This window comes from Kineosporia mesophila (genome assembly GCF_021129235.1).
In the GTDB taxonomy this organism is placed as follows: Bacteria; Actinomycetota; Actinomycetes; order Actinomycetales; family Kineosporiaceae; genus Kineosporia; species Kineosporia mesophila.
Genome location: NZ_JAJOMA010000027.1, coordinates 1 through 16,334, shown reverse-complemented (window position 1 = coordinate 16,334; position 16,334 = coordinate 1). Strand labels below are relative to the sequence as shown.

Genomic DNA, 16,334 nt, shown 5'->3' with positions numbered 1-16,334 from the left:
TGGTGGTTGCGTCGGGGCTGAGCCTAGTTTGCCCTCGTGGACCTCAACGATGCGGCCGTGGATCTCGCCGGTCTCGACGAACTGCTCAATGACGACGAACGGGATGTTCAGCGTGCCGTGCGCACCATGGCACAGTCCCGGATCGCCCCCTATGTGGCCGACTGGTTCGAGCGCGGAACGGTGGACGACCCCCGCGGGCTGGTGAGGGAACTGGGTGAGCTCGGGGTGCTGGGGATGCACCTGACCGGCTACGGCTGCGCCGGTCTCAGCGCCACCGAGTACGGGCTGACCTGCCTGGAGCTGGAGGCCGTCGACTCGGGCATCCGCTCCCTGGTCTCGGTGCAGGGATCGCTGGCGATGTACGCGCTGTGGCGGTTCGGCTCGGAGGAGGTCAAGACGCAGTGGCTGCCGGCGATGGCGGCCGGGGACGCCGTGGGCTGCTTCGGGCTGACCGAACCCGATCACGGCTCGGACCCCTCGGGAATGACGACGCGCGCCCGGCGGGACGGCTCGGACTGGGTGATCAACGGCGGCAAGATGTGGATCACCAACGGCTCGATCGCCGATGTCGCGGTCATCTGGGCACAGACGGACGAGGGCATCCGCGGTTTCGCGGTGCCCACCTCCACCCCTGGTTTCTCCGCCGTCGAGATCCGGCACAAGCTGTCGCTGCGGGCCTCGATCACCAGTGAGCTGACCATGGACGAGGTGAGGGTGCCCGAGGAGTGTGTCTTTCCGGAGGTGCGGGGGCTGGGCGGTCCCCTGACCTGTCTGGCCGAGGCCCGCTTCGGGGTCGTCTGGGGGGCCATGGGGGCCGCCCGTACCTGCCTTTCCACTGCACTGCGGTACGCGGTGGAGCGCTCGCAGTTCGGCCGCCCGGTCGCCGGGTTCCAGCTCACCCAGCAGAAACTCGCCGACATGGAACTGGAGTACGTCAAGGGCATGCTGCTGGCCATGCATCTGGCCCGGCGTAAAGACGCCGGAACGTTGCGGTCCGCGCAGGTCAGCCTGGGCAAGCTGAACAATGTGCGGGAGGCCCTGGAGATCTGCCGGACGGCCCGCACGATTCTCGGGGCGAACGGAATTTCGCTGGAGTACCCGGTGATTCGGCACATGAACAACCTCGAGTCGGTGCTCACCTACGAGGGCACCGTGGAGATGCACACCCTGGTCATCGGAAAGGCACTGACCGGGATCGACGCGTTCCGCTGAATTGCGCTGAACGGCTGGTGATGGTGACCGCGGATCACGTCGAGGTGAATCACTGGTTGTTGTCGCGGGCCGGGATGCTGTAGGCGATCGAGCGGAACTCGCCCCATCGGACCCACTCGGCCACCCAGTCCTGCATCTCGCTGGCGAAGCGGTGGGCGACCTGGTCGAGGGTCTCGGCGTCGTGGGGGTGCTCCGGTGACCAGAGGCAGTACTGGAACTGGCCGCCGGCCCGGACGATGACGGTGAGCTCGGTGAGGCGGAGCGCGCCGGGGGAGTTCTGGGGCTCGGCCCAGTCGTGCACATCGCCGTTGGTCCAGCCGAGGGCGTACTCCTCGAGCTCACCTTCCCGCAGCATCCACGCGAGCACCGGTTCGACCACCCGCTTGCGGACGTCCTCCAGGGCGAACGGATCGAAGGGGTCACCGGCGCCGGGGCCCGGGTGAGGCGGGACTACGGGGGTGGTCACGGTGGGCCTCCGGGGTTCCGGGCGCGGGTGCGCCGGAAAATACTTCGCGTCACGGTGACGACGAGTTCATGATGGCATTCATGTCCTGGACGAACCCTGACGAACGTCTGGCCGCGATCCGTGCGCGGCACGCCGCCGGGAAGAAGCAGAAATTCATCTTCTTCTGGGGGCATCGCCCGGAGCGGGACGGGCGGGTGGGGCAGGGATGCTTCAGCCAGTGGTGGCCGTCGCCGTTCACGGTCGACGGTGTCACCTACGGCACGGCCGAGCACTGGATGATGGCCGGTAAGGCGCGCTTGTTCGGGGACGAGCCGGTGCTGGCGAAGATACTGGCCGCGCCCTCCCCGGCGCAGGCGAAGCAGCTGGGTCGTCAGGTGCGGGGTTTCGACCAGGATCGCTGGCTGGAGCACCGGTACCAGCTGGTCGCCGAGGGGAACCTGGCCAAGTTCGGTCAGTACCCGAAGTACGCCGAGGTGCTGCGCGCCTCCGGCTCCCGGGTGCTGGTCGAGGCCAGCCCGGTCGACCGGATCTGGGGCATCGGCCTGGCGGCCGACAACGAGGCGGCGACCGATCCCACGCGCTGGCGGGGTCTCAACCTGCTGGGGTTCGCCCTGATGGACGTCCGCGAGGTATTCCTGCGCGAAGCCTGATGCGCCGAGCGCGAACAGCGGTCCGGTTCTGTCGGTGGTCGCCATTAGGGTCGCCGGTGTGACCCTGACCCTCATGGCCGTCCATGCCCACCCCGACGACGAGGCCACCGGTACCGGTGGCGTGTTCGCCAAGGCCGTTTCCGAGGGCATCCGCACCGTGCTCGTCACCTGCACCGACGGGCGCTGCGGCGACGGTCCGGGCGGGGTCAAGCCGGGCGATGCCGCCCACGACGCCGAGGCTGTGGTGAAGGTGCGCGCGGGCGAGCTGGAGCGCAGTGCGAAGGTTCTGGGGCTCGAAGTGGTCGAGCAGCTCGGCTACCACGACTCCGGGATGATGGGCTGGGACACCAACACGCTGCCGGGGGCCTTCTGGAACACCCCGGTGGCCGAGGCGGCCGCTCGTCTGGCCGACCTGATGCGCACCCACCGGCCCGACGTCGTCGTCACCTACGACGCCAATGGTGTGTACGGCCATCCCGACCACATCCAGGCTCACCGCATCACCATGGCCGCCGTGGAGCTGCTTGCCGGCGAGCCGTGGCAGCCCTCGAAGGTGTACTGGTCCTCACCGCCCTACTCGCAGATGAAGATGTGGGGCGACCTCACCCGGGAGTTCGGCACCGAGGCGGAGAAGGCCGAGATGGCCACGATGGAGGCCGGGATGAACGCCGCTCTGGCCCGCGGTGACCGGCTCCCGATGGGTCTGCCCGACGAGGAGCTCACCACCTGGGTTGACGTGAAGGCCTGGAACCAGCAGAAATTCGACGCCCTGTCGGCTCACGCCAGCCAGTCCGACAGCGCGCAGATGCTCGCGCTCGGGGTCGAGCGGTTCGGCGCGATGATGGGCGTGGAGACGTTTCAGCTGGTCGGCGCCGCCCTGGGCGCCACGCGCGAGACCGATCTGTTCGAGGGCCTGGAGCGCTGACACCTCGCGTCGCCGGGCCCGCACGGCCCGGCGGCCGGCTTCACCAGCCCCACTCCTCTACCTGCCAGCCGTTCTGCGGGTCGCCCACGAGCTTGACCACCTGGGTGTTCAGCAGCGGATGGGCCGCGGTGTAGGCGCCGTCGACGTCCGTGGCCCGCATCGCGACCCAGGTGCGGATCGCCGAGCCGTGACTGACCACCGCGGCACACTCGACGCCGGTCGCCGCGATCTCCCCGATCGCGCGGTCGAACCGGGCCAGGGCCTCGTCACCGGTCGGGCCGCCGGGCATCTGCACACCCGTGTTGCCGGCGGCCCAGCTCATGGTGATCTTCACGTAGAGGTTGACCGACTCGTCGTCGCTCTTCATCTCCAGATCGCCGGCGTCCCACTCCCGGATGCCGTCATGAATGGCGACCTCCAGCCCGCGGGCCTTCGCCAGCGGCGCCACGGTCTGCTGCGTGCGCACCAGCGTGGTCGCGTGCAGGGCGTCGATCGACTCGTCCTTCAGTCGCTCCACCAGCAGCTCGGCCTGCTCATGGCCCAGATCGGTGAGGTCGGCGCCGGGGCGTGCGGTGTCCAGGGCGCCGATCACGTTGGAATGAGTCTGACCGTGGCGGATGAGCAGCAGGCGCATGCGGATGCCGTTTCTGTGCGGGGATTCTGTGCGGGCCTCCATCCTCGCTCAGCCCACGGTCACCGGTGCTGCCTGGGCCGGGAGACGCGTGCCACCTGTGCTCGACCGTGCTCGACCGTGCTCGATCGGGTGAGGGCCAGACCCGGTAAGCGGCTGTTCAGCGGACTTCCTACAATGACCGGGCCGAGCGCAGCGGCGCGATCGGTCCACCACGGGTCCGATCCGGGAAAGAACACATGAATCTTTATCTGCGCCTGTTCCTGCTCAGCCTCGTCGTCCGGCTCCGGCCGAAGGTCTCCATGTGGGAGGGCACCCGCACGCCGTTCCGGGTTCTGCCCAACGACCTCGACCTGTTCCGGCACGTCAACAACAGCCGTTACCTGGGATTCTGCGACCTCGGCCGCCTCGACCTGATGACTCGCGCCGGTTACTGGGCCGAGGTCAAGCGTCGCGGCTGGTTCCCTGTCGTCGCCGCCCAGACCATCACCTACCGGCGCTCGCTCACGCTCTGGCAGAAGTTCCATGTGCACACGCGGATGCTCGGCTTCGACGAGCGCAACTCGTACATCGAGCAGACCTTCCTGCGCGGTGACGAGATCATGGCCCGCGCGGTGATCCAGATCCGGTTCCTCAAGCGCACGGGTGGCTCGGTGACGCACGCGGAACTTCAGGACGCCGTCGGCGCCTATCCCGCCGACCTGGAACTGCCGCTGTGGGTGCGGGAGTGGGCCGACAGCGTCCGGATCTCCAAGAGCACTCCGGTGGGTGACGGCGAAAGGCCGCTTGCCTGAGCTACCGACTGCTGGACGGTGCGTACAACAGTGTCACGCGTGCCGTGATGACGTTCGCGACTCCCCTTCGGCGCTCTGTGGCTGAACGGGTCCTGGTCGTTGTGTACACCTGGTACATCCGGTACCGGATGTACCAGGTGTACACAACGACCAGAGTTGCTCGGCCTGCGCCGGCCTGCGCCGGCCTGCGCCGGCCTGCGCCGGCCTGCGCCGGCCTGCGCCGGCCTGCGCCGGCCTGCGCCGGCCTGCGCCGGCACTGGTGCTGGCACCACGAACCCTTGCGGGAGCGCGCGTCCATGGCCGGGTGATTTCTGTGCGCTATGACGGCACGGAAATCACCCGGTCATAGCTCCTCGGCTGCCGGGGCGTGCATTGGTAGCCGCAGCGCTGGGGCTCTCAGCAGAGAATGCTCACGGGTAGCGAATCGCGAAGACGGGTGACGAATCACGAAGCCGGGTAGCGGATCATGAAGATGTCGAGCGAGTCCTCGTGCTCGAACACGAACCCGTGACGTTCGTAGAGACGCCGGGCGGGGCTGCCCTGAAGGACGTCCAGGCGCACGACGACGCCGTCAGCATCGCACTCCTCGAGCAGCGTCGTCAGGACGGCGCTGCCGATGCCGTGCCCCTGATGATCGGGATACAGGTAGAACTGCTCGATCCAGCGGCAGTCCGGCGCCTGCCGTAGCGCCACGCACCCGGCGAACTGGCCACCCACCTCGATGATGCGCGAATTGGCGGGAACGAAGCGCTCGTACAGGTAATCGCGCGCAGACTGCTCGTTCCAGGGGCGCAGGCGCTCCAGATGCTCGCGGATCACCAGGACCTTCAGGTCGGCAATGCGCTCCAGATCATCTGGGGTGGTGGGGCGGAAGGTCCAGTCTGCCATGGGGGAATAGTAGACAACCGACCACGAGATCTGTTGTCACGGGCCTGTGGTGGGTCTCTCGGCCACTGTGCGCCCGGCTGGTGCGGCGCACCGCCTGGAGTCAGTCGATGAAGGCGATGGCGTCGACCTCGACCAGGTATTCGGGGGAGGCCAGGGCGGCCACACCGATGCCGGTGAGCGGGGCCTGGATGGTGACGCCGAGCTTCTTCTCGGCGCGCGCGATGCCTTCGCCGGAGGCCGCGACCAGTTCCGGGGTCATGTTCACGGCGTAAACGTTGATCTTCGCGACGTCGTCGAAGGTGGCGCCGGCCTCGGCCAGGGCGGTGGCGACGTTGAGGTAGCACTGCTCGACCTGGGCCACGTAATCACCTGCGCCGACGGTGTTCCCGTCCTGGTCGACGGAGACCTGGCCAGCCATGAACACCATCTTCGAGCCGCTGGCGATCGAGACGTGACGGTACAGCGGGACCTCGGCCAGGCCGGCGGGGTTCTTCAGGGTGATGGACATGGATGTCTCCTGGAGGTCGATGGATGGGGGGAGCCCCCGCTCTTCTCCGGAAACATAACATGGCAATGCCATCTATCATCGGGGCATGGCGAGACCGAAGGATCCGGCCGTGCGCTCGATGCTCATCGAGCGGGCCGGGCAGATGCTGCGCACCCGTGAGCCGATCACGCTCCGGTCGCTGGTGGCCGACACCGGCTACTCGACCATGGCCGTGTACACGCACTTCGGCAGTATGGACGGGCTGTGGACGGCCCTGCGGCAGGAGGGTCATACCCGTATGGGCGTGCTGTTCCGGGCCGTGCCGATCACGGATGACCCGGTGCTGGACCTGGCCGCGCACGCCACCGCGTACATCCACAACGCGCTGCAGCACCCAGACCTCTACCGGGTCATGTTCGACGCGACGTTCGGCCTGGAAGACGACCAGGCCGCGGACGATGGGCTGGAGTGCATGGTCCAGGCAGCCGCCCGGGGAATCGACGCCGGCCGGTTCGCCGCGGAGTTCGCACCGCTCGACCTCGCGGTGCAGACCTGGGCCGTGACCCACGGCCTGGCCGCCCTGGTCGCCACCGGCCCCCAGTCGCACGAAACCCTGCGCCAAGGGCCGATTCTGCTGGAAGGCCTGTTCGAGCGGGTGGGCGACGAACCGGACCGTTGCCGCGCCTCGGTCAACAGGGCCTGGCAGGAATCGGGGCTGCCGCACCGATAGGAACGTGGTGCGGCCGTGGCTGGTTGGACAGAGGCTGGAGGCTGCCGGAGCTAGCAGGGCCGTCGGGGTGGCCAGAAGCGCCTGAGTGGCCAGATACGCCTGAGTGGCCGGGTGGTGTGGCCGGGTGGTGTGGCCGGGTGGAGTGGCCGGGTGTGCTCAGGTGCCGGGCCAGGGCACGATCTGGCAGGCTTTTCGATATGCGTCCGATGGGCAGTGGAGACGTTGATCAGGTCGTGGCCGAGATGGTCCGGGTGCTCAGCCCACGTCCTGGGTCTCGAGAGCTTCCACCGGCCAGGCCCGGACCGGCAGAGCCTAAACTGCGCTCATGTTGCGTGTCACCGGCCTGAACAAGAGCTACGGCTCCCGAACAGTCCTGTCCGACGTCACATTCGAGGTTCCCGCCGGTGGCATCGCGGCGCTGGTCGGGCCGAACGGGGCGGGGAAGTCGACGTTGCTCGACTGTCTCGCGGGAGCTGCGCCGATGGACTCCGGCACCGTGGAGATCCTGGGCCGGCCCTCGCAGCCGTCGTCGGCCGGCCACTGGCAGTCGGTCTACGGGGTGCTCAACGACTTCACCTGGCTACCGGGGCTCACCGTCACCGATCACCTGATGTTGTTGCAGCCACGTCCGGCGCACGACGTCCGCGCAGCGCTCGCGGCCTTCGGGGTGCCTGACGTGGGCGACCACAAGCCGACCGCCCTGAGCTCGGGGCAACGTCAGCGGGTGGCCCTGGCCACGGCTCGGGTGCGGCCCTGGCACGTGCTGCTGCTCGACGAGCCCGAGGCCCACCTCGACGTCGCGGGGGTCGGCGTCCTGGCTCGCGAACTGCTGGCGATGCTCACCCCCGAGCGGTGCATCCTGCTGTCCACCCACGACTCGTCACTGCTGCGGGCCCTGGACTGCCCGCAGATCAGCCTGGCCGGCGAGGTCGTGCGATGAGGCGTCCCTATGCCGAGCAGGCGGTCTCCGCCCTCATCGCGCTGCCGATGTTCGGCTCCACCCTCTGGTCCGTCGGCCACCAGATACTGCCCGCCGTGCTCCGGGCCGCGCAGGAGCGAGGTTTCTCCCCCGAGCTCCTGGCGCTCGCCACCGGTCTGGCCCTGGCCGGGATCTGTTTGCAGGCACTGTATTTCGCCGGGCCGATCGCGGCCTCGGCGGCCCAGCAGCAATGGCTGCCCACCGGAGACGTGCTCGGGCGCGACCGGATGCTGACCTGGCTGGTCGTGACGGCGGTGATCGCCCTGCTGGTCGTTCTGGCGGTACTGGTGGCCCGGGCGATGGGCTGGCCGGGTCCGCCCGTCGCGCTGGGTGTCGCCCTCGTGTTCTGCGCGAGCCTGATGACGATCGTCCAGCTCCAGAGACGGGACGCCCCGGGCCTGGTGGCCCTGCTGTCGGCCCTCCTCCTGCTCACCGCCCTGACTCTGGCCGCAGCCCAGGCCTGGTCACTTCCCATCGGTGCGGCCGTCGGTTCCGGCGCCGCTCTCGTGACCGGTTTGAACCAGGGGCTTCGACTCACCCGGGCCCTCGGCACCGCGCACCCCCTCGTCCCCCGCTGGCAGCTGATCCGGGGCCACACCAACCGCTGGTCGGTGAACGCCGGCATCCTCGCGCTGGACAGCGACATCGTCCAGGCCGTGCACGAGAGCCAGGGCCGTCCGACCCGCAAACCCGTGCCGGCATTCTGCTACCGGACACCGACGGCACTCGCCGGCGTCGTCCTCTGGCGGGCCCTCACCGGTGCGTTCCTGCCCACGGCGGCCCTGGTGCTGACCGGTCTGATCGCCGCCCGTCTGTTCGGGCCGGGGGCCGGGCTCGCCGTGTTCGTGGTGCTGCAGTACCGGCTGACCACGGCCACCGGGCGCAGCGCCGAGAGCTGGCGGGAATCTCCGGCGTTGCAGCGTATCTGGGGTCACCGCTCGACGTCGGCCGAGCTGTTCGCGCCAGTGCTCGTCAGTGCCCTGCTGGTCGCCGGCCTGGCCTGGACGGCCGTGTCCGCACCGCTCCCGGCGGTTCTCGTGCTCCTGGCGGTCCCGCCCCTGGCGCTGTGGCGCCGGGACCAGGCCCGCCGCTGCGAAGGACTGACGCTGCTGGCCACCCCGGCCGGGCCACTGCCGATCCAGACCGTGAACCGGGCCGTCGCCGGGTACGACGTGCTGGTCGTTGCGGCGCTCGTCGTTCTGGCTCTTTAGCGCCGCAGGTCTTCGAGTCCGGCGAGCAGACTCTCCAGGCCGAGCCGGAACGCCCGCTCCGAGCGGTCTCCCGGCTGGGCCAGGGTCGCCCCGCGGGCCCGCGACAGGGCGGAGTCCGGGTCGCCACTGTCGGCCCAGACCTCGACCGGGGCCCCGGCGTCCAGGGCCGAGCCGAGGATGAAGCTGTCCAGCACCGTCATCACGTGCAGCAGGTCCTGGTCACCGAAACCCGCGTCGTGCAGCACCTGCGCCAGGGTCTCGTAGGAGGCGAGTGTGGCCGGGTGGGCCACGGTCTGCGCAGTCATCAGAGGCACCACCGCCGGGTGGGCGGCGTAGGCGGCGCGGTACGAGGTGGCCCAGCGTGCGGTGAAGTCGCGCCAGGTCTCACCCGGGCGGCGGTCGGACAGCATCGCGGACACCGACAGCAGCCCGCGGATGCCCTCGATCACCTCTTCGCGGCCACCTTTCACGTGGTGGTAGAGCGAGGAGGTGCTGACGCCGAGTTCCCGGGCGAGCGCAGGCAGGGCGAGGGTGCCGGTGGCGTCGAGCTGGGCCAGGGCGGCGTGCAGGATTGCCTCGCGCGAGAGCAGAGGCTTGGCGGGGCGGGCCATTCAGGTCAGCCGGATCGGCCGGATCGGCCGGGTCAGCGGGATCAGCCGGGTCGGCCGGGTCAGCGGGGCTGCTGCTGGGTGATGCAGTGGATGCCACCGCCGAAGGCGAAGATGTCGCGGGCGTCGACGCTGACCACGGTGCGGTCGGGGTAGGCGGTCTGCAGCACGGCCCGGGCCTGCTCGTCGCGGGGGTCGTCGAACGAGCAGAGCACCACCACGTCGTTGGCCACGTAGTGGTTGACGTAGGAGTGGTCGACGAGTTCGCCGTCCACCTCGTGGCGTTCGGGGGCCAGTAGCTCGATGACCTCCAGGCGCTGGCCGCGGGCGTCGGTGGCCTCGCGCAGGATTGCCGAGACCTCTTGCGAGACGGCGTAGTCCGGGTGACCGGGGTCGGTCTGGGTGTGCACGACGACGGTGCCCGGGCGGGTGAACGCGGCGACGATGTCGACGTGGCCGCGGGTGCCGAACTCGCCGTAGTCGGCGGTCAGGCCGCGGGGCAGCCAGATCGCGGTGGTGGTGCCGAGCTGGGCGTGGATCTCGGTCTCGACGTCCTCGCGGGTCCAGCCGGGATTGCGGTCGGGGTCGAGCTGCACGGTCTCGGTCAGCAGCACGGTGCCCGCGCCGTCGACGTGCAGGCCGCCGCCCTCCTGAGTGAGGGTCGAGGTGCTGACCGGAAGGTCGGCGCGTTCGGCGATCGCGGTGGCCACGTAGGCGTCCAGGTCCCACTTCGCCCATTTCTGGGCGCCCCACCCGTTGAAGCACCAGTCGACGGCGATCAGGCCGTCGTCCTGACGTACGAACGTGGGCCCGGAATCACGCAGCCAGGCGTCGTCGATGGCGACCTCGACCAGCTGGATCCGGGGGTCGAGCAGCGCTTTGGCGGCGGAGTCGTCACCGGGGGCGACGAGCATCGAGACCTGTTCGTACCCGGCGACGGTGTTCGCGACGGTGCTCCAGGCGGTGCGCGCGCGGGCCAGGTCGGGCCCACCGGTCTCACCGAACGTGGGGTTGGGCGTGGGGAAGGCCATCCAGGTGCGCTCGTGCGCTTCCCATTCGGCAGGCATGTGGCGTCCGGCGTGCATGGGTCCTCCGGGGGTCGGGCGTGCCCCCACCTTAACCGAAACGATTTCGATTAAGGTGGGCGGCATGCGGTTGACCCCCACCGAGCGTGACCGTCTGCTGATCTTCACGGCCGCCGAACTGGCCAGGTCACGACGATCGCGCGGCCTGCGGCTGAACATTCCGGAGGCCACGGCGCTGATCGCCGACACGGTGTGTGAGGCCGCGCGCGACGGTGCCCGCCTGGCTCAGGCGATGGAGGCGGGGCGCACGGTACTCGGCCCGCACGAGGTGCTGCCGGGCGTCGTGGACGTCGTGGACCGCGTCGAGGTGGAGGCCGTGTTCGACGACGGTACCCGTCTGGTGGTGGTCACGGAGCCGTTCGCAGGACCACATGGATCACTGGGCGAGGATGCCCCGGGCGCGTTGCTGCCCGGCCCCGCCCAGCCGATCACCTTCCCCGACGCGCTGAGGATCCCGGTGACCAACACGTCCCCCGTTCCCATCAGCGTCACCTCGCACTTCCACTTTTTCGAGGTCAACCCCCGTCTGCGGTTCGACCGGCGGGCCGCTTACGGACGACGACTCGCCATCGACGCCGGCGGCACCGTGCGCTTCGATCCGGGTCAGACCCGGGAGGTCGACCTGACCCCGATCGGTGGTGCCCGCGTCGTCATCGGTTTCGCGGGCCTGGTCGACGGCTCTCTGGACGCCCCCGGCGCGATCGACGCCGCCCTCGAGAAGGCCCACGCCTGCGGGTATCTGGACACCGCAGCGGAGGATCAGGCATGAGCCTCACCGGAACCGACTACGCCGGCGCCTACGGACCCCGCGAGGGCGATCGCATCCGCCTCGGCGACACCGGCCTGGTGATCGAGGTCGAGGCGGACTCCCAGCGGCCGGGGGAGGAGTTCCTGGCCGGGTTCGCCAAGACCGCCCGCGACGGTATGCATCTCAAGGCCGCCCGGGTGAGCGAGACCTGTGACGTGGTGATCTCGAACGTGGTCGTCATCGACGCGGTGCTGGGCATCCGCAAGGTCTCGATCGGGATCCGGGAGGGCCGCATCAGCGCGATCGGCCGGGCCGGAAACCCGGACACCCTGGACGGGGTGGACGTCGTGGTCGGCACCGGCACCACGATCGTGCCGGGGGAGGGCCTGATCGCCACGGCGGGAGCCATCGACACCCACGTGCACCTGCTCAGCCCCCGCATCATGGAGGCCTCGCTGGCCAGCGGTGTCACCACGATCATCGGGCAGGAGTTCGGCCCGGTCTGGGGCGTCGGCGTGAACTCGCCCTGGGCCCTGCGCCACGCTTTCAACGCGTTCGACGCCTGGCCGGTGAACATCGGCTTCCTGGGCCGGGGTTCGGCCTCCGAACCGGGCTCGTCGGTGGAGGCGCTGGTCGAGGGCGGAGCCTGCGGGTTCAAGGTGCACGAGGACATGGGCGCCCACGCCCGCGCCCTGGACACCGCGCTACGGGTGGCCGAGGAACACGACGTGCAGGTCGCGCTGCACACCGACGGCATCAACGAGTCCCTGTCGGTGCAGGACACGCTCGCCGTGCTGGAAGGGCGCACGATCCACGCGTTCCACATCGAGGGCTGCGGCGGCGGGCACGTGCCGAACGTGCTGAGCCTGGCCGGGGAACCCAACGTGATCGGCTCGTCCACCAATCCGACCCTGCCGTTCGGGCGCGACGCGGTCGCCGAGCACTTCCACATGATCATGGCCGCGCACGGCCTCAAGGAAGACCTGCCCGGCGACGCGGAACTGGCCCGCGACCGTATCCGGGCCGGCACGATGGGCGCCGAGGACGTGCTGCACGACCTGGGCATCATCCCGATCACCTCCTCCGACGCCCAGGGCATGGGCCGCGCGGGGGAGACCGTGCGCCGGACCTTCGCCATGGCCGGGAAGATGAAGGCCGAACTGGGAGCGCCGGAGCGGAACGACAATGCCCGTGCTCTGCGGTACATCGCCAAACTGACGGCCAATCCGGCGATCGCGCACGGCCTCTCCCACGAGATCGGCACGCTCGAGGTGGGCAAACTCGCCGATGTCGTGCTGTGGCGTCCTCAGTTCTTCGGTGCGAAACCCGACCTCGTGCTCAAGGCGGGTTTTCCCGCCTACGGGGTCACCGGTGACCCGAACGCCGCGATCGACCGGGCCGAACCTCTGGTCTACGGGCCGCAGTTCGGCGGGCACGGCGCGACCGCGGCCGATCTGTCGGTCGCGTTCACCTCCCAGGCCGCCGCCCAGGACGGCAACGACACCATGACCACCCGCCGCCGGCGCGTCGGCGTGCGCGGCACCCGCGGCATCGGCCCCGCCCAGATGCTGCTCAACCACCGCCTCGCCACCGTCCGCGTCGCCCCCGAATCCGGGCTGGTCACGGTCGACGGCGAGCCCGTCACCTCCACCCCGGCCGAGTCCACCGCACTCAACCGTCTCTACTTCCTCTGACCCCCGCGTCCTCAGGCAGCGCCGTTTTGATCCAGCAGGGCACCCATGGAGGGCGCGTCAACCGGACGATCCGGGGGACGTCGCGCGCGGGGTGGGCACCTCACCCGCGACGCCGCCCACCGCATCGCCCGGCGGGTCACCCAGGAACGGCAACGCGAGCCCGCCCGCGCCTGAACCTCGCTTGTCCTACTCACCCGGTAACCACTACCAATAGGATCATGGCTCTGGGGTGGAAGCTGGTCATCGACAGTCACGACGCGATCGCGCTCGCCGGTTTCTGGGCGGCGGCGCTGGAGTACACGCCCGAAGACCAGAACGCCCTGATCGAGCACCTGGTCGGGGCCGGGCAGCTGCCCCCGGCCGCGGTGGTGGAGCACGAGGGCCGCCGGTACTTCCGGGGGATGGCCGCGATCCGGCATCCCGACGACCCGTTCGACGCCTTCACCGGCATCGGGCAGGGGCGGCGGCTGCTGTTCCAGGAGGTGCCCGAGGAGAAGACGGTGAAAAACCGGCTCCACATCGACGTGCACCGGGGTTCGGGATCACTGGACGATCTGGTGGCCCGGCTGGAGGGTCTCGGCGCGACCCGGGTGAACGAGGTGGACCAGGGGCCGGCCGGGCGCTGGTGGGTTCTGCGCGACCCGCAGGGCAACGAGTTCTGCTGTTCCTGAGCTTCTTTCAGCCCTTGTCGACCTGGCCGGCGAAGTCGAGCAGGGCATCGGCCAGGGCCTGCGGGGTTCCCTGGGCGATCAGGTGGCCGACATTTCCGAGGTCGGATGGCGGTGACCAAGCAGGCGGCCGCGAAGACCGTCACCGCTCTGGAGGAACGCGGCTACCTGGCCCGCGCGCCTGATCCGGGCGACGCCAGCGCCTCTACGTCACCGCACATGGGCGCGAGATGAACAGACCTCGGCTCACCGTGCTGTCGGATGTTCCTTCAGGAAGGCGTGGTTGACCGCGAGGAGCTCGTCCAGGGCGTGGCGGGCGGTGACGAGCTCGTCGATGACGGAGGTGATCCGGCTCCGTTCGCGGCTCAGGGTCTCCCAGGAGTGGAGGGCCTCGTCGGCGTCCGGTGCTGCCCGGCACACGGCCAGGCCGTTGAGTAGGCCGGCGATCACCCGGGTGGGCAGGCCGGCGGCCAGGAACGCCCGAATCTCCTGCACCCGGGGCACATCGGCTTCGTCGTAGTGCCGCTGCCCTCCGGGAGACCGGGTGGTGCTCAGCAGTCCCTGGTTCTCGTAGTACCGCAAAGACCGTTGACTGACACCGGTCCGGGCGGACAGATCGCCGATCCGCATCCTGCTCCCTGTCGTGTGCTGCGTCACATCGGCTTGTCCCTGACATGCATGTCAAGTTTTAGCGTAGCCGCACCACGCCGCATCCAGCGGTCGAGACGGCAGGAGAACACAATGATCAAGCTTGCTTTCATGGTCAGGCGGATCGAGGGCATGAGCCCCGAGGAGTTCGTCCGGCACCACCGGGAGCAGCATGCACCGCTGTTCGCCTCGATCCCGGAGGCGAAGCAGTACGTCCGGAGGTACACCATTTCCCACCCGATCGAAGCCCCGAACTACCCGGCGCCGACCTATGACGGTCTCACCGAGATCTGGTTCGACAACTGGGCCGACCACGACGCGTTCTTCGCCTCGGACAACTACAAGACCCTCGTCCAGCCGGACGAGCCCACCTTCGTCTCCTTCGAGACCAGCTTCAGCCTGGTCACCGAGGAGAGAACCGTGATCTGACAAGCTCGACGAGCCACGCCGCGATCCGGCCCCGGTGTGGCTCGTCGGTGACGCCCGCCATCGGCGAGTCTCAGTGAACGGTGAAGAATTGCTCGCTCTGAATGGCATCGAGGCCACCTATCTCCTGCTCGTCCTCGTCGGCATTGCCGTGAGCCTGATGGCGATGTGGCAGGGAGAGGACCGGCGACTCGGCCGGGCAGCCATCATTGCAGCCGTGGTGATTCCCTGGGCCGGTTCGCTGCTCGCCCTGGCCTACGGCGTGAATTCCCTCGTGCGGCGTCGGCCTCGAGAAATGCGTGACGGGAGCGGCCCCAGCGGTCACCACCGACAGCGGACCGGTGAGTAGCACCATTGCCGCGGGGAAGATCATGTGATGGGGTCGCGCCATGGAGTCCCCTCGTCGCGACCTGCTCCGCTGGCAGTTCGACCTGGCCTGGTCGTTCTTCGAGTACCACCTGGAGCGTCTGGAGGCCGAGGACTTCCTCTGGGAGCCCGGGCCGCTGTGCTGGACCCTGCACGCACAGGCCGACGGGAGCTGGGTGCCCGACTGGGCGGAGAGCCAGCCCGACCCCATCCCGGTGCCCACCATCGCCTGGACCAGCTGGCATCTGGGCTGGTGGCTGGGCGCTGCGCTCGACCGGGCCAACGGTGGCGCTCTCCGCGATCCGTCCGAGGTGGAGTACCCGGGAATCGGGGACGCGGCGGTCGACTGGCTGCGCACGCTCGGTTCGCAGTGGCGGAGTTTGCTGGACGAGATTGAGGACGAGGCGCTCGACGCGCCTTCCTTGTTCCCCTGGCCGGTGGAGGCCGAGCGGAGCCTGGCCGACATGGCCGGATGGGTGAACGCGGAGCTGATGAAGAACGCCGCGGAAATCGGGACACTGCGACTGCTGCGCGCGTCTGCCACCCGTCCCTAGCGCTGCGGCACTGTCTCTAGAACTGGGGCCCTGTCTCTAGCACTGGGGCACGACCCCGAGCGCTGCCGGCAGGACCGGTGGCGTTGCGGCACGACCGTTGGCGGGTCGCCCCGCCCTCCTGGGTCGTGATCATGCGATCCCCCAGTCTTCGGCCGGGCGGGGCCCACTTCCCCGGTCATGGGGGCGCCTGCCGGGCATCTCATCGACGAGGGCCGACTCCGTTATCGGCATGTGACGCCCGTCGCGTCGGGCGGGCCTTGAAGGATGCCAGGGAGCTGGTAATGTTCTCCAAGGGTTTTCGGCGGGTCGCTCACGCGGACGCCGACGCTCCGGAAGCAACGGACATATAGGTGGCCGGTTCCGGGGTGACAGCAACCCGTTCTCCTGAGTAAAAGCCTGAGAAGTCTTCGCGTGCCCTTTCCGGGTACGCGTCACTCTTATGGTTATTACCGTTCTGGGGAAAGCTCTATCGCTTTTCAAATCGCGAAACACGGATTTGACCGGCGAGCAACACAGGGTCTACTGTTTACAACGTCGCCAGGACGGAACGCCGAAAGGCAGGAA

At 69.2% G+C, this 16,334-nt stretch carries 22 protein-coding genes; 15 read left to right on the top strand and 7 right to left on the bottom strand.

Translation table 11 applies throughout. The features are described from left to right. Nucleotides 1-36: 36 nt before the first annotated feature. Nucleotides 37-1,212: an acyl-CoA dehydrogenase family protein gene (locus tag LR393_RS28805; protein WP_231488100.1), complete on the top strand. Its 1,176-nt coding sequence runs from the start codon at nucleotides 37-39 to the stop codon at nucleotides 1,210-1,212. A 49-nt stretch (nucleotides 1,213-1,261) separates the two neighbouring features. Here the strand turns inward: LR393_RS28805 and LR393_RS28800 are convergent, their stop codons facing one another. Next, nucleotides 1,262-1,678, bottom strand: coding sequence for a hypothetical protein (locus tag LR393_RS28800; protein WP_231488096.1), 417 nt, complete (start codon nucleotides 1,676-1,678; stop codon nucleotides 1,262-1,264). A gap of 80 nt (nucleotides 1,679-1,758) precedes the next feature. Here LR393_RS28800 and LR393_RS28795 point away from each other — a divergent pair, with 80 nt between their 5' ends. Both LR393_RS28795 and LR393_RS28790 read left to right on the top strand, forming a co-directional pair. Continuing rightward, entirely contained in the window at nucleotides 1,759-2,328 is a 570-nt protein-coding gene (locus tag LR393_RS28795; RefSeq protein WP_231488095.1) for an NADAR family protein, read from the top strand. Between the two features lie 73 nt (nucleotides 2,329-2,401). Further along, entirely contained in the window at nucleotides 2,402-3,253 is an 852-nt protein-coding gene (locus LR393_RS28790; protein WP_345718949.1) for a PIG-L family deacetylase, read from the top strand. 40 nt (nucleotides 3,254-3,293) lie between these two features. Here the strand turns inward: LR393_RS28790 and LR393_RS28785 are convergent, their stop codons facing one another. Next, on the bottom strand, nucleotides 3,294-3,887 hold the full coding sequence (locus LR393_RS28785) for a histidine phosphatase family protein (RefSeq protein ID WP_231488091.1): 594 nt from the start codon (nucleotides 3,885-3,887) through the stop codon (nucleotides 3,294-3,296). Between the two features lie 236 nt (nucleotides 3,888-4,123). Here LR393_RS28785 and LR393_RS28780 point away from each other — a divergent pair, with 236 nt between their 5' ends. Beyond that, the gene (locus LR393_RS28780; protein ID WP_231488089.1) at nucleotides 4,124-4,678 is read left to right on the top strand and encodes an acyl-CoA thioesterase; all 555 of its coding nucleotides are present in this window, start codon (nucleotides 4,124-4,126) and stop codon (nucleotides 4,676-4,678) included. A gap of 444 nt (nucleotides 4,679-5,122) precedes the next feature. On the opposite strand, the gene LR393_RS28775 is transcribed toward LR393_RS28780, so the two are convergent. After that, entirely contained in the window at nucleotides 5,123-5,566 is a 444-nt protein-coding gene (locus LR393_RS28775; protein ID WP_231488087.1) for a GNAT family N-acetyltransferase, read from the bottom strand. A gap of 100 nt (nucleotides 5,567-5,666) precedes the next feature. Next, a complete protein-coding gene (locus LR393_RS28770; RefSeq protein WP_231488085.1) occupies nucleotides 5,667-6,074 on the bottom strand; it encodes a RidA family protein in 408 nt (135 codons plus the stop codon). Between the two features lie 85 nt (nucleotides 6,075-6,159). Here LR393_RS28770 and LR393_RS28765 point away from each other — a divergent pair, with 85 nt between their 5' ends. The 3 genes from LR393_RS28765 (at nucleotide 6,160) to LR393_RS28755 (ending at nucleotide 8,973) form a co-directional block, all read left to right on the top strand. After that, complete coding sequence (locus tag LR393_RS28765; RefSeq protein WP_231488083.1) at nucleotides 6,160-6,783, top strand: TetR/AcrR family transcriptional regulator; 624 nt, start codon at nucleotides 6,160-6,162, stop codon at nucleotides 6,781-6,783. A gap of 325 nt (nucleotides 6,784-7,108) precedes the next feature. Continuing rightward, nucleotides 7,109-7,723 (top strand): ABC transporter ATP-binding protein, encoded by a 615-nt coding sequence (locus LR393_RS28760; protein ID WP_231488081.1) that lies wholly within the window; start codon nucleotides 7,109-7,111, stop codon nucleotides 7,721-7,723. After that, nucleotides 7,720-8,973, top strand: coding sequence for a hypothetical protein (locus LR393_RS28755; protein WP_231488078.1), 1,254 nt, complete (start codon nucleotides 7,720-7,722; stop codon nucleotides 8,971-8,973). The genes LR393_RS28760 and LR393_RS28755 overlap by 4 nt, the downstream gene beginning before the upstream one ends. Here the strand turns inward: LR393_RS28755 and LR393_RS28750 are convergent. Both LR393_RS28750 and LR393_RS28745 read right to left on the bottom strand, forming a co-directional pair. Beyond that, entirely contained in the window at nucleotides 8,970-9,584 is a 615-nt protein-coding gene (locus LR393_RS28750; protein ID WP_231488076.1) for a TetR/AcrR family transcriptional regulator C-terminal domain-containing protein, read from the bottom strand. The two genes, LR393_RS28755 and LR393_RS28750, sit on opposite strands and share 4 nt — an antisense overlap. A 59-nt stretch (nucleotides 9,585-9,643) precedes the next feature. After that, nucleotides 9,644-10,648, bottom strand: a complete 1,005-nt coding sequence (locus tag LR393_RS28745) for an agmatine deiminase family protein (protein ID WP_231488074.1) — start codon at nucleotides 10,646-10,648, stop codon at nucleotides 9,644-9,646. Nucleotides 10,649-10,730: 82 nt separating this feature from the next. Between LR393_RS28745 and ureA the strand changes: the two genes are divergently transcribed. From ureA to LR393_RS28725, 5 genes are all read left to right on the top strand, one after another. Next, on the top strand, nucleotides 10,731-11,435 hold the full coding sequence (gene ureA, locus LR393_RS28740; RefSeq protein ID WP_231488072.1) for an urease subunit gamma: 705 nt from the start codon (nucleotides 10,731-10,733) through the stop codon (nucleotides 11,433-11,435). Then, the gene (locus tag LR393_RS28735; protein ID WP_231488070.1) at nucleotides 11,432-13,108 is read left to right on the top strand and encodes an urease subunit alpha; all 1,677 of its coding nucleotides are present in this window, start codon (nucleotides 11,432-11,434) and stop codon (nucleotides 13,106-13,108) included. Before ureA ends, LR393_RS28735 begins: the two co-directional genes overlap by 4 nt. A gap of 45 nt (nucleotides 13,109-13,153) precedes the next feature. Next, nucleotides 13,154-13,282: a hypothetical protein gene (locus tag LR393_RS35855; protein ID WP_269328046.1), complete on the top strand. Its 129-nt coding sequence runs from the start codon at nucleotides 13,154-13,156 to the stop codon at nucleotides 13,280-13,282. 44 nt (nucleotides 13,283-13,326) lie between these two features. Then, on the top strand, nucleotides 13,327-13,779 hold the full coding sequence (locus LR393_RS28730; protein WP_231488068.1) for a VOC family protein: 453 nt from the start codon (nucleotides 13,327-13,329) through the stop codon (nucleotides 13,777-13,779). Between the two features lie 111 nt (nucleotides 13,780-13,890). After that, nucleotides 13,891-14,010: a MarR family transcriptional regulator gene (locus LR393_RS28725; protein WP_231488066.1), complete on the top strand. Its 120-nt coding sequence runs from the start codon at nucleotides 13,891-13,893 to the stop codon at nucleotides 14,008-14,010. Nucleotides 14,011-14,022: 12 nt separating this feature from the next. On the opposite strand, the gene LR393_RS28720 is transcribed toward LR393_RS28725, so the two are convergent. After that, on the bottom strand, nucleotides 14,023-14,406 hold the full coding sequence (locus LR393_RS28720; RefSeq protein ID WP_231488064.1) for a MerR family transcriptional regulator: 384 nt from the start codon (nucleotides 14,404-14,406) through the stop codon (nucleotides 14,023-14,025). Between the two features lie 111 nt (nucleotides 14,407-14,517). Here LR393_RS28720 and LR393_RS28715 point away from each other — a divergent pair, with 111 nt between their 5' ends. The 3 genes from LR393_RS28715 to LR393_RS28705 all read left to right on the top strand — a co-directional run bounded on the left by LR393_RS28715 (nucleotide 14,518) and on the right by LR393_RS28705 (nucleotide 15,770). Further along, nucleotides 14,518-14,853, top strand: coding sequence for an EthD domain-containing protein (locus LR393_RS28715; protein ID WP_231488063.1), 336 nt, complete (start codon nucleotides 14,518-14,520; stop codon nucleotides 14,851-14,853). An 88-nt stretch (nucleotides 14,854-14,941) separates the two neighbouring features. After that, nucleotides 14,942-15,199 (top strand): hypothetical protein, encoded by a 258-nt coding sequence (locus LR393_RS28710; protein ID WP_231488062.1) that lies wholly within the window; start codon nucleotides 14,942-14,944, stop codon nucleotides 15,197-15,199. Between the two features lie 40 nt (nucleotides 15,200-15,239). Then, nucleotides 15,240-15,770 (top strand): DinB family protein, encoded by a 531-nt coding sequence (locus tag LR393_RS28705; RefSeq protein WP_231488061.1) that lies wholly within the window; start codon nucleotides 15,240-15,242, stop codon nucleotides 15,768-15,770. Nucleotides 15,771-16,334 lie beyond the last annotated feature (564 nt).